The sequence below is a fragment of the Collinsella phocaeensis genome (genome assembly GCF_900119895.1).
GTDB classification, from domain to species: domain Bacteria; phylum Actinomycetota; class Coriobacteriia; order Coriobacteriales; family Coriobacteriaceae; genus Collinsella; species Collinsella phocaeensis.
Window position 1 is genome coordinate 22,567 of record NZ_FQLR01000003.1, and the last position, 13,286, is coordinate 35,852.

The 13,286-nt window shown below is 67.3% G+C and carries 5 protein-coding genes; all 5 read right to left on the bottom strand.

Features of this window, described 5'->3' with window-relative positions; translation table 11 throughout:
• Positions 1 to 79: 79 nt before the first annotated feature.
• Positions 80 to 4,549 carry a DNA-directed RNA polymerase subunit beta' gene (locus BQ7355_RS00865; protein ID WP_205407536.1) on the bottom strand — a complete coding sequence of 1,490 codons (4,470 nt, stop codon included), beginning with the start codon at positions 4,547 to 4,549 and terminating at the stop codon, positions 80 to 82.
• A 6-nt stretch (positions 4,550 to 4,555) separates the two neighbouring features.
• Positions 4,556 to 8,041, bottom strand: coding sequence for a DNA-directed RNA polymerase subunit beta (gene rpoB, locus BQ7355_RS00870; RefSeq protein WP_072414495.1), 3,486 nt, complete (start codon positions 8,039 to 8,041; stop codon positions 4,556 to 4,558).
• 305 nt (positions 8,042 to 8,346) lie between these two features.
• Complete coding sequence (locus tag BQ7355_RS00875) at positions 8,347 to 9,153, bottom strand: hypothetical protein (RefSeq protein ID WP_072414496.1); 807 nt, start codon at positions 9,151 to 9,153, stop codon at positions 8,347 to 8,349.
• 146 nt (positions 9,154 to 9,299) lie between these two features.
• Entirely contained in the window at positions 9,300 to 11,774 is a 2,475-nt protein-coding gene (gene pheT, locus BQ7355_RS00880) for a phenylalanine--tRNA ligase subunit beta (RefSeq protein WP_072414497.1), read from the bottom strand.
• A gap of 237 nt (positions 11,775 to 12,011) precedes the next feature.
• Complete coding sequence (gene pheS, locus BQ7355_RS00885) at positions 12,012 to 13,088, bottom strand: phenylalanine--tRNA ligase subunit alpha (RefSeq protein ID WP_072414498.1); 1,077 nt, start codon at positions 13,086 to 13,088, stop codon at positions 12,012 to 12,014.
• Positions 13,089 to 13,286: the final 198 nt, after the last annotated feature.

Here is a 13,286-nt window from a genome sequence, read left to right on the forward strand (position 1 = left end):
AAGCCGGCGCGTATGAAAAACCCGCCTCCCCAGATGGGAAGGCGGGTTTTTTGGCGATATCGCCCGAGGGGCGAGGGGTTTAGTCCTCCTGCTCCTCAGGATGCACCTCGTCGGTGTCGACGAGCTGGTTGAGCAGCTCGTCGAGGGAGGCCATATCCTCATTGATGACGCCGGAGCCGGACTCCTTCTTCTCCTCCGCGGGAGCGCCGATCATCTCCTCGTCGGAGTCGTAGTGATGGCGCGGAGCGCTCGTGCCGAGCAGGATGTCGTCCGGGCCGTCCGGAGAGAACACCATCTGCAGCAGCTGGGAGAGGTCCTCCTCGTCGGCGACGTCCTCGTTGTTGTCGAGGATGTAGAGCAGGTTGTGGGCCTCCAGGCCGTCGCGCAGCTCCTCGATCGCCTTGGCGCCGATGCCGTCGATCCGGAGCAGGTCCTCCTCGGACTTGCCGACCAGGTTGCCGACGGTCTCGATGCCGACCTCGCTGAACTTGTTCGTCCAGCGCTGGGACACCCCGAGGTCGTCGAACAGGTAGAGACGGGCGTCCTCGGCGGAGATGGTGCGGCCGTTGCGGGTGAACGAACCGTCGCCGCCGCCGAACTCGTCGTAGCCGGCCCAGTCGAGCTGCTGCGGGAGCTGCTCGTCGAGCTCCTTGAGCTGCTCGGGCGCCCACTCGGGCAGCACCTTCGCGTTCGGGGACGTCGGGCCGTCGATGTTGACGTAGCCGTCCGCCGTGCGGTAGGTGAGGCCGACGCGGTCATAGGCCTTGAGGCCCGTGCCCGCGGGAATCTTCTTGCCCACGATGACGTTGGACTTGAGGTCGAGCAGGTGGTCGACCTTGCCCTCGATGGCGGCCTCGGTGAGGACGCCCGCCGTGCGGATGAACGAGGCGGAGGACAGCCAGGAGTCAATCGAGGACGCGACCTTGAGCGTGCCCAGGATGGCGGGCTCGGCCGCCGGGGCGGCACCGCCGCGGCGGGCGACGCGCTCGACCTCGTCGGCGAACTCATAGCGGTCGACGTACTGACCGAGCAGGTACTTGGAGTCGCCGGGGTTGGTGATCTGGACGCGACGGAGCATCTGACGGGCCATGACCTCGATGTGCTTGTCGTTCAGGTCGACGCCCTGGCTCGTGTAGACGTCCTTGACGTTCTCGACGAACGTGTGCATCGTGCTCTCGATGTCCGTGAGCTTGCGCAGGTTGCGGAAGTTGACGAAGCCCTTGGTGATCTGGTCGCCGGCGCGGACCGTGCAGCCGTCCTCGATGCCGGGCATGAAGCGGACGGACGCGGGCACGCGGCGCTCCTCGAGGATGCGCGACGGGTCGTCGGCATCGGTGAGGGTGAGCACGTACTCGGACTTCTCGGGCTTGATCGAGAGGTTGCCGGAGAACGGGGCCAGATCGGCCTCGCGGCCCAGGATCTTCTCGTTAACGTTGCCGACGACGTCGAACATGCGGCCGACCGTGGGCAGGCCCTGCGTGATGTCGTCGACGCCCGCGACGCCGCCGGAGTGGATGGTACGCATCGTCAGCTGCGTACCGGGCTCGCCGATGGACTGCGCGGCGATGATGCCGACGGCGGTGCCGATCGCGACGGGGCGACGGGTGGAGAGGTCCCAGCCGTAGCACTTCTGGCAGACACCGTACTTGGAGCGGCAGGTGAGCAGCGCGCGGAGGTTCACCTTGGTGAAGCCGGCGGCGAGCATCTTCTTGATGTCGTCCACGGACTCGATGTAGGCGTCCTTCGCGAACAGCACGGTGCCGTCATCGGCGACGACGTCCTCGGCGAAGCAGCGGCCCACGAGGTCGGCGTTGACGTCCTCGGTGCCGGGGATGATCAGGTTGTAGGTGCAGCCCTCGTCGGTACCGCAGTCCTCCTCGCGCACGATGACGTCCTGGGCAACGTCGACGAGACGACGGGTCAGGTAGCCGGAGTCGGAGGTGTGGGACGCGGTGTCGACCAGGCCCTTACGGGCACCGTAGGTCGAGATGAAGTACTCGAGCGGCAGCAGGCCCTCACGGAAGTTCGCCTTGATGGGAAGGTCGATCGTCTCGCCGGACATGTCCGCCATGAGGCCGCGCATGCCGCCGAGCTGGCGCAGCTGGGCCTTGGAGCCTCGTGCGCCGGAGTCGGCCATCATGTAGATCGGGTTCTCCTCGTCGAACATGGAGAGCATCTTCGCGGCGACCTCGTCGGTGGCGGCGGTCCACTCGTTGACGACCTCGATGTGGCGCTCCTGCTCGTTGATGAAGCCCTCGAGGTAGTACTCGTTGATCTGGTCGACGTTCTGCTGGGCGCGCTCGAGGATCTCGGGCTTCTCGTCCGGGATCAGGGCGTCCCACAGGGAGATGGTGAGGCCCGCGCGGGTCGCGTAGTGGAAGCCGGAGTACTTGATGGCGTCCAGGATCGGGCCGACCTCGGCCTGCGGGTAGCGGTCGCAGCAGTCGGCGACGAGCTTGCCCACATCGCCCTTGACCATCTTGTAGTTCATGAACTCGTAGTCGGCGGGCAGGCACTGGCGGTTGAAGATGATGCGGCCGATGGAGGTCTCGAAGCGCGCGGTCTTGGTGCCGGTGACGTCATAGTCCACGACATCGTCGCGGCTGTTCTTCACGCGGAAGAGGGCGCGGCCGTCCTCGGTGTGCACGTTCGCCTCGGCCGCGGACACGCGAACCGTGACCTTGGCCTGCAGGTCGACCTCGGAGCGGGCATCGTAGGCGCGCAGGGCGTCGTCGAAGCTCGCGAAAATGTGGCCCTCGCCGGACAGGCCGTCGCGGACCTGGGTGAGGTAGTACACGCCGATGATCATGTCCTGGGAGGGGACGTTCACGGGCTTGCCGGAAGCCGGCGAACGCAGGTTGTTCGCGGAGAGCATGAGCACGCGGGCCTCGGCCTGGGCCTGGAGGGACAGCGGCACGTGCACGGACATCTGGTCGCCGTCGAAGTCCGCGTTGAACGGGGAGCAGACGAGCGGATGCAGGTGGATGGCCTTGCCCTCGACGAGCACGGGCTCGAAGGCCTGGATGGACAGGCGGTGCAGGGTCGGGGCGCGGTTCAGCAGGACGAGGCGGCCGTCGATGACCTCCTCGAGGATGTCCCACACGAAGCTCGCGCCGCGCTCGATGGAGCGCTTGGCGCCCTTGATGTTCTCGACCTTGCCGAGCTCGACGAGGCGCTTCATGACGAAGGGCTTGAAGAGCTCGAGCGCCATGGTCTTGGGCAGACCGCACTGGTGCAGCTTGAGCTTGGGGTCGGTGACGATGACGGAACGGCCGGAGTAGTCGACGCGCTTGCCGAGCAGGTTCTGGCGGAAGCGGCCCTGCTTGCCCTTGAGGGCCTCGGCGAGCGACTTGAGCGGACGACCGCCGCGCCCGGAGACCGGGCGGCCGCGGCGACCGTTGTCGAACAGGGCGTCGACGGCCTCCTGGAGCATGCGCTTCTCGTTGTTCACGATGATCGCGGGGGCGTCCAGGTCGAGCAGGCGCTTGAGTCGGTTGTTGCGGTTGATCACGCGACGGTAGAGGTCGTTCAGGTCGGACGCGGCGAAGCGGCCGCCGTCGAGCTGCACCATCGGGCGCAGGTCGGGCGGAATGACCGGGATGACGTCGAGGATCATGTTGGCGGGGTCGTTGCCGCCCTTCAGGAAGGCGTCGACGACCTCGAGGCGCTTGACGGCCTTCTCGCGCTTCTGCTTCTGGCCGTCCTCGTCGGCGATGATCGCCTTGAGCTTCTCGGCCTCGCTCGGGAGGTCGATGGCGGCGAGCAGGTCGCGGATGGCCTCGGCGCCCATGCCGCCCTTGAAGTACATGGAGTAGTAACGCTTCATCTCGCGGAAGAGCGGCTCGTCGGAGACGAGGTCGCGCTCGGTGAGCGTCATGAAGGCCTGGAAGGCGTCGGCGCGGAGCTGCTTCTCGTCCTTCGTCTCCTCCTCGATGTCGACGATGCCCGCGGCGATCTCCTCGGGGGTGAGGGGCTCCTCATCGGAGAACTCATCGAAGTTCTCGGGGTTGCCCTGCTCCTTCAGAGACTCGATCTGGCGGGCGCACTCGGCGTCGATCTCCTCGAGATCAGCCGCGAGCTCCTCGCGCAGGTCCTCGGCGTCGGCCTCGCGGGCCTCGTAGTCGACCTTCGTGATGATGTAGCTGGCGAAGTAGAGCACCTTCTCGAGGTCCTTGGACTTGATGTCCAGAAGACGGCTCATGGGAAAGCTCGTGGGGCTCTTGAAATACCAGATGTGGGACACGGGAGCGGCGAGCTCGATGTGGCCCATGCGCTCGCGGCGCACCTTGGCCGAGGTGACCTCGACGCCGCAGCGCTCGCAGACGATGCCCTTGAAGCGAATGCCCTTGTACTTGCCGCAGGAGCACTCCCAGTCCTTGGCAGGACCGAAGATCTTCTCGCAGAAGAGGCCGTCCTTCTCGGGCTTGAGGGTACGGTAGTTGATGGTCTCCGGCTTCTTGACCTCGCCGTGGGACCAGGAACGGATCTTGTCGGCGGATGCCAGCGAGATCTTTACCGCATCAAAATCAGTAGCTTCGAAATCTGCCACAGTCAACTACTCCTTATCAGTGGTGGTGGCGGCGAACGCGTCCAGAAGGGCGTCGACCGCGTCGGCGGAGGTGTCGGCCTCGTCGATGGAGGGGAGCTCGGTGAGCGCGTCGGCCACGGCCTCGGAGGCAGCCGGAGCCTCGGGCTCGGCGTCCTGCAGCGGCTCGATGTCGAGCGCCAGAGAGCGGATCTCCTTGACGAGCACCTTGAAGGACTCGGGGATGCCGGCCATCGGCACGTTCTCGCCCTTGACGATGGACTCGTAGGTCTTCACGCGGCCCACGGTGTCGTCGGACTTGACCGTGAGGATCTCCTGCAGCACGTTGGAGGCGCCGTACGCGTAGAGCGCCCAGACCTCCATCTCGCCGAAGCGCTGGCCGCCGAACTGGGCCTTGCCGCCGAGGGGCTGCTGGGTGACGAGGCTGTAGGGGCCCGTCGAGCGCGCGTGGATCTTGTCGTCGACCATGTGGCCGAGCTTCAGGATGTAGGACGTGCCCACGGTGATCGGCTCGCGGAACTGCTCGCCGGAGCGGCCGTCGTACAGCACGGTCTTGCCGCGGCCGTCGAGCTGCGTCACGAACTCGGGGCGCATGTGCTCGCCGTAGCGCTCGCGGGCGAGGTTGACCATGTTCTTGTTGGCGCGACGGATGACCTCGGCGATCTCGTCCTCGTGCGCGCCGTCGAAGACCGGCGTCGCGGTGAAGAACGGGCCGGGCACGTACTCGTCGGAGTCGGCGCTGTCGGCATCCCAGCCGCAGGCGGCGGCCCAGCCGAGGTGGCACTCGAGCAGCTGGCCGACGTTCATACGGGAGGGGACGCCCAGCGGGTTCAGGATGACGTCCACGGGCGTGCCGTCGGCCATGTAGGGCATGTCCTCGACGGGCAGGACCTCGCAGATGACGCCCTTGTTGCCGTGGCGGCCGGCGATCTTGTCGCCCTGCTGGATCTTGCGGCGCTGCGCGACGTAGACGCGGACCTGCTCGTTAACGCCGGGGGCGAGGTCGTCGCCGTTCTCGCGGCTGAAGCGGACGACGTCGATGACGCGGCCGTAGGAGCCGTGCGGCATCTTGAGCGAGGTGTCGCGGACGTCGTGGGCCTTGGCGCCGAAGATGGCGCGGAGCAGGCGCTCCTCAGCGGTGAGCGCGCTCTCGCCCTTCGGGGTGACCTTGCCGACCAGGATGTCGCCGGGGCCGACCTCGGCGCCGATGCGGATGATGCCGTCCTCGTCGAGGTTGGCGAGCATCTCCTCGGACTGGTTGGGGATCTCGCGGGTGATCTCCTCGGGGCCGAGCTTGGTGTCGCGGGCGTCGATCTCGTGGCGGGAGATGCTGATGGAGGTCAGCAGGTCCTCGGAGACCAGGCGCTCGGAGACGACGATGCCGTCCTCGTAGTTGAAGCCCTCCCACGGCATGTAGGCCACGGTGAGGTTCTGGCCGAGCGCGAGCTCGCCGTGATCGGTGGAGGGGCCGTCGGCCAGCGGCTGGCCCTCGACGACCTCGTCGCCCACGCGGACGAGCGGGCGGTGGTTGATGCAGGTGGACTGGTTGGAGCGCTGGTACTTGGGCAGGTGGTACTCGTCCATGCCGGCAGCGCTCTTGACGATGATCTTGGACGCGTCGGCGAAGACGACCTCGCCGGCGTTCTTGGCCATGGTGACCTCGCCCGAGTCGATGGCGGCGCGGCGCTCCATGCCGGTGCCGACGTACGGCGCGACCGGGTGGAGCAGCGGCACGGCCTGACGCTGCATGTTCGCGCCCATCAGGGTACGCTTGGCGTCATCGTGCTCGAGGAACGGGATGAGGGTCGCGGCGACCGAGATCATCTGGCGGGGCGAGACGTCCATGTAGTCGACGTCGCTGACCAGGACGTCGGCCGGGGCGCCGAAGGAGCCGTCGAAGTCGCGGGTGCGGGCGACGATCGTGTGCGGGCGGACGAGGTTGCCGTCCATGTCGCGGGCGACGAACTCGTTGGTGTCCGGGTTGATCGGCGTGTTGGCCGGCGCGATGATGTGGTTCTCCTCCTCATCGGCGGTCATCCAGTCGATCTGGTCGGTGACCTGGCCGTTGACGACCCTGCGGTACGGGGCCTCGATGAAGCCGTACTCGTTGACGCGGGCGTACAGCGCGAGCGAGCCGATCAGGCCGATGTTGGGGCCTTCCGGGGTCTCGATCGGGCACATGCGGGAGTAGTGTGAGTTGTGGACGTCGCGGACGGCCGTGGGGACGTTGGTGCGGCGGCTGGAGCCGGACTTGTGGCCGGCCAGACCGCCCGGTCCGAGCGCGGACAGGCGGCGCTTGTGGGTGAGGCCGGTCAGCGGGTTGGCCTGGTCCATGAACTGGGACAGCTGCGAGGAGCCGAAGAACTCCTTGATGGCCGCCACGATCGGGCGGATGTTGATGAGGCTCTGCGGGGTGATCTCGTCGACGTCCTGGGAGCTCATGCGCTCACGGACGACGCGCTCCATGCGGCTCATGCCGATACGGAACTGGTTGGCGACGAGCTCGCCCACCGTGCGGATGCGGCGGTTGCCGAAGTGGTCGATGTCGTCGACCTTGAAGCCGGCCTCGCCCGCCGCGAGGGACAGCAGGTAGCGCAGGGTCGCCACGATGTCCTCGTCGGTGAGGACGGTGACCTCCTCGCCCGTGGTGAGGTTGAGCTTCTTGTTGACCTTGTAGCGGCCGACGCGCGCGAGGTCGTAGCGCTGCGGGTTGAACAGCAGGCCCTCGAGCAGGCTGCGGGAGGCGTCCACGGTGGGCGGCTCGCCCGGGCGCAGGCGGCGGTAGATCTCGATGAGGGCGTCCTCGCGGGTGAGAGCGGTATCGCGCTCGATGGTGCGCTTCACGACGTCGGAGTCGCCGAGCAGCTCGAAGATCTCGTCGTTGGTGGGGGCGATGCCCAGCGCGCGGAGGAACATGGTGGCGGACTGCTTGCGCTTGCGGTCGATGGAGACGACGAGCTGGTCGCGCTTGTCGACCTCGAACTCGAGCCACGCGCCGCGGGCCGGGATGATCTGCGCCTTGTAGACCTGCTTGCCGCCGTCCATCTCGGAGCTGTAGTACACGCCCGGGGAGCGGACGAGCTGGGAGACGACGATGCGCTCGGTGCCGTTGATGATGAAGGTGCCCTGCTCGGTCATCATGGGGAAGTCGCCCATGAACACGAGCTGCTCCTTGATCTCACCGGTCTCCTTGTTGGTGAGGCGGACATCGGTAAGGAGGGGGGCCTGGTAGGTCATGTCCTTCTCGCGGCACTCCTCCACGCTGTGGGACGGGTCGCCGAACTGATGCGCGCCGAAGGTCACCTCCAGCATGTGGTTCTGGCTCTGGATGGGATTGGACTCGCGGAAAGCCTCGCGGAGCCCTTCATCCATGAAGCGCTGGAAGGACTGCTTCTGAACGGAAATGAGGTTGGGCAGTTCCATGGCCTCGGGGATCTTCCCGAAGTTGACGCGGGTGCGCTCTGTTGCCGTGACGGCCTGTGTAGACTTCTGCACCAGGTGTTTCCTCCTTCGCGGGAACGCGGTTGTTCGGCACAGTCGTGCCAGTTATCGCAACCTATTAGTTTAGCAGGAGGTTTCCGTTGGGCAAGAAAAGTCTTGACTCATGACGGCGCTTGGGCTAGCAAAAAAGTACAGCAGCAAGACCGCAGGTAGAGCATATCGGTTCGAACATATGTTCATGGGTTTATGATGGAGCCGCGGCAGCGGATGCACGAGGGGCCGCAGCGCACGACGAAGCCGATCGCGCACGCGTCGCCGCGGCATACGGGGCGGCCGCCGGGACGCGGGGGCGGGCTCCGCTACCTGGATCCGAGGCGGTCGGCCAGAAGGCGGTCGGTCTCGGCGAGGACCTCGTCGAAGACGCGCTCGAAGAACTCCTCGGTGAGCAGGCGGTACGGCAGGTGCTCGGGAACGCCGTTGGTGCGCACGATCTCGTGGGCGACGACGATCGCGTCGTGAACCTGGGGGGCGGCGACGGGATACTGGGGGAACGCCTCCGCGGCGCTCAGGAGGGCAGGCGTCTCGAGCGGGACCGAGCTGATCGCGAGCGTGCGCCCGAATCCATCGAAATCCGCCTGCTTCTTGATGCGGAACTCCTCCCCCGGCTTGCCGCCGATCTGGTCCAGGTACTCGTTGACGCGCTTGTTCCAGATATGGTCGGCGAGCAGGTGCGCCCAGGCGCCGAGCGCCAGGTCGAGCACGGAGCGGCCATGCGCGACCTCGGGTGCCGGAGCGGGCGGGTCGGGATAGGGAACCGAAGTGCGGGAGGTCCCCCGTATCGCCGGCGTGCGCGCGAGGTCCGCCGGCGGGACGAACCCCGATTCGTCGGCCAGCATCGGCCCGACCGCCGACCCGGCGGAGACGAGCGGCTCCACGAACGACCACCAGAAGCGCTCCTCGTCGGGCTTGGGAATGGGCACGGGCTCCGTGAAGTGCGTCTCCCGGTAGGTGATGTGCGGGGCGCCGGGAACCATATAGCCCACGGGGATGTCGGGCACGAGGCTCCCGAACAGGAACGCGTTGGCGTCGCGCACGAAGCGCGCGCAGGCCCCGTCGCGGGCGAGCAGGCGCTCGGCCTGCGCGATATGTATGTTCCAGCTCGGCATGCTGCTCCCTTCGCTGCCCGGCGGCCCTTCCGCCGCCGTCCCCATCGGGCTGATCCATAGTCGGGCGCCGCCGCATCCGAAGCGAACGAACGGATGCGGCGGCGCATGGCCCGCCGGACGGCGCGGCGCCGCACGGCGGACGGCGACTAGGAGCGGACCTCGCCTCCGGTCGCCTTGCACACCTTGGTGACCAGCTTCTGGTGGGCGCGCTCGACCTCCTCGCTCGTCAAGGTGTGGTCCTCGGCGCGATAGGTCAGCGCGAAGGCCATGGACTTCTTGCCGACGCCCACGCGGACCGGATCGCGGTAGACGTCGAAGAGCCGGACGCCCACGAGCAGCTTGCCGCCGGCCGAGCGCAGGCGGCGCTCGAGGTCCTCGCAGGTGACGTCGTCGTCGACGACGATCGCGAGGTCGTGCTCGACGCTCGGGAACTGCGAGAACTCGCGATAGGCCTCCTGGGCCCCGGAGAGCTTGAGCAGCGCCTCGAGGTTGAGCTCGAACGCGACCACGGGGATGTCGATGCCGTAGACGTCGCGCGCGTCGGGGTGGATCTCGCCGACCCAGCCGAGCACCGTGCCGCTGGAGAGGACCTCGGCGCCGCGGCCCGGCTGCAGGAAGGCGTAGGCGTCGCCGTCGGCGGGGCGGAACCGGACCTTCGGGATGCGCAGCTGCGCGAGCAGCTCCTCGACGACGCCCTTGCCGTCGAAGAAGCGCAGCGGCATGGGCTTGCAGTTCCACGTCACGTCGCCCATGGAGCCGGACATGACGCCCGCGACGGCCTCGCGCTCCTTAGGGGCGCTCGTGTTCTCGCGGCCGAAGAAGAGGGTGCCGATCTCATAGAGCTGCACGTTCGCCGTGCTGTGCTTGATGTTGAACTCGACGGACTGCAGAAGACCCGGGATGAGCGAGCGGCGCATCTCGGTCTGCTCGGCGACGAGCGGGTTCATGATCTCGACGGGGCACCCGCGGCCCTCGGCGGACATGCCGATCCGCTCGAGGTCGCCCGGGGCGGCGAAGGAGAAGTTCATGGTCTCGTTGAGGCCGCAGCCGCGCAGGATCTGACCGACCTTGCGGGTGAGGCGCTGCTCGCGCGTGAGGCCGCCGATATGGTTCTTGGCGGCAGGGATGGTCGCCTCGACGCGGCCCATGCCCCACAAGCGCAGGACTTCCTCGATCAGGTCGATCTCGCGCGGGAGGTCGGGACGGAACGTGGGCGGGGTGACGGTGTAGACCGTCTGCTCGCCCTCGCCCGCCGCCTCGACCGCGCAGCCGAGGCGCGTGAGCGCGCGCTCGATGAACGCAGGCTCGATGGGGGCGCCGCACAGGGCGTGGACGCGCGCGAGGCGCAGCTCCACGGGCTCCACGGTCTTGGGAGCGGGATAGACGTCGACGCAGCCCGGCGCGACCTCGCCGCCGGCGAGCTCCTCGATGAGGGCGCAGGCGATGTCGGCGACGTCCACGCAGCCGGTCTCGTCGACCTGGCGCTCGAAGCGGATGGAGGCGTCGGAGATGAGCGCGAGGTCGCGGCTGGTGTGCGAGGTGCGGCCCGCGTTGAAGCAGGCGCTCTCCACGAGCACGTCGACGGTGGCGTCGGTCACCTCGGAGTCCATGCCGCCCATGACGCCGGCGAGCGCCACCGGGGTCGCGCCGGCCTCGCCCGTCGCGATGAGGCCCATGCCGGCGGACAGCGTGCGCTCGACGTCGTCGAGGGTGCGGAAGACCTCGCCCTCGCGCGCGGCGCGGACCGCCACGGCGCGCTTGCCGTCGCGCTCCTCGAACGCGGCGAGGTCGAACGCGTGCAGCGGCTGGCCGGTGAGCATCATGACGTAGTTGGTGATGTCCACGACGTTGCTGTGCGTGCGGACGCCGCAGGCGTTCAGGCGCTGGACGAGCCACTCGGGCGAGGGGCCGACCTTCACGTTGCGCACGACGCGGGCGACATAGCGGTCGCACAAGCCCTCGTCGATGAGCTCGACGGAGACGGTGTCGTCGGTGGCGGCGCCGGACTCGGCCTTGATGGCGGGCAGCTCGACGTGGAAGTCTCGGTCGTAGATGGCGCCGACCTCGCGCGCGATGCCGATCATGGAGAGGCAGTCGGCGCGATTCGGCGTGATCTCGCAGTCCAGCACGGTGTCGGACGTGCCCCGGTACTGCGCGAACGGCATGCCCACGGGGGCGTCCTCGGGCAGGATCATGATGCCGGCATGGTCGGCGGAGAGGCCGAGCTCGCGGGCGGAGCAGTTCATGCCCATCGAGACGACGCCGCGCAGCTTGCTCTTCTTGATCTTGATGTCGCCGGGGAGCTCGGCGCCGATCATGGCGGTCACGATGTGGTCGCCCTCGTTGAAGTTCTGGGCGCCGCACACGATCTGCAGCGGCTCGGGATTGCCCTCGGCGTCCACGTTGGCCTCGCCCACGTCGACCTTCGTGACCCACATGTGGTCGGAATCGGGATGCGGCTCCTTGGAGAGCACCTTGGCCGTCACGATATGGTCGAACGCCTCGCCCACGGTGTCGATGGACTCGACCTCGGTGCCGGTGCGGATGAACTCGGTCGCAAGCTCCGCCGGGTCCTCCGGAAGCTCGACCATGCTGGACAGCCAGTCGTACGAAACTTTCATCTGAATACCTCTTCTGTCGAAACCTCAAATTGGGGACAGGCACCAATTTGAGGCGCGATCTCTACATCGGGCCTCGATTTGGGAACGGACGCCAAACCGAGGCGAAACTCAACAACGAAGACGGGTTTTCCAGGTGCCCAAGATTGGCCTGAAAGAGGAGGGAAGCGTACTTGGGTACGCGACCGACGATTGAAAGCCAAGGTTGGGTGCCTGGGAAAGCCGCTGGGATGGATCGACCTAGAACTGCTCCAGGAAGCGCATGTCGCCCGTAACGAGCGTGCGCAGGTCGGGCAGGTCGTAGCGGAGCGCGGCGATGCGCTCGACGCCGGCGCCGAAGGCGAAGCCGGAGTAGACCTCGGGGTCGATGCCGCAGTTGCGCAGGACGTTGGGGTCGACCATGCCGCATCCCAGGATCTCGATCCAACCGGAGTGCTTGCAGAAGGGGCATCCCTTGCCGCCGCAGACGCCGCAGGAGACGTCGACCTCGCAGGAGGGCTCGGTGAACGGGAAGAAGTGCGGCCGGTAGCGCGTGGCGCGATCCCCGCCGAACATGCACTTCACGAAGTAGTCGAGCGTTCCCTTGAGGTCGCCGAAGGTGATGCCGCGGTCGACCACGAGGCCCTCGATCTGATGGAACTGGGGCAGGTGGCAGGCATCGGCCGTGTCGGGGCGGTACACGCGGCCCGGCGCGATCATGTAGATGGGCGGCTCCTGGTTCTCCATGGTGTGGACCTGGACGCCGGAGGTCTGGGTGCGCAGCAGCACGTCGGACTCGCCGTGGGCGTGCTCCTCGGGATGCGCAGCGGTTCCGGGGGCGTTGTCCTTCACGTAGAAGGTGTCGCGGGCCGAGCGGCTCGGGTGGTCGAGCGGGGCGTTGAGCGCGGTGAAGTTGTACCAGCTGCTCTCGACCTGCGGGCCGGTCTCGACGGTGTAGCCGATGCCGCAGAAGACGTCCTCGACCTCCTCGATGATCTGGTTGATGAGGTGGGCGTGGCCGATCTGGGGGCGGGCGCCGGGCAGCGTGATGTCCACGGCCTCGGTCGCCATGAGCTCGCGCACCGCCGCGCACTTGAGCTCCCGCATGCGATGGTCGAGCAGCGTCTCCGCCATGCGGCGCATCTCGTTCGCCCGCTTGCCGAGAACGGGGCGCTCCTCGGGATCGATCTTGCCCATCATGCGCATGAGGCCCGTGATCTCGCCCTTGCGGCCCATCAGGGCGACGCGCGCCGCCTCGAGCTTCTCGGCCGTCTCGGCGGTCTCGATCATCTCCTTCGCCTTGGCCTCGAGCGCCTCGAGTTCATCGATCAGACTCATTCAGTACCCCTTCCAGATACCCATCATTGCCAACAAAAAACCGCCCTGGGGCGATCGTGCTCTCGCACTGCCCAAGGACGGCTGTAGTTACCGCGGTACCACCTTGATTGGCTGCCGGCTGTCTGCCCGGCATGCCCTCTTTTGCCTGATGTCGCGCAGGCGCGCGGCTTCCCTACTCAGCTCGCGTGCGGCCGCGCC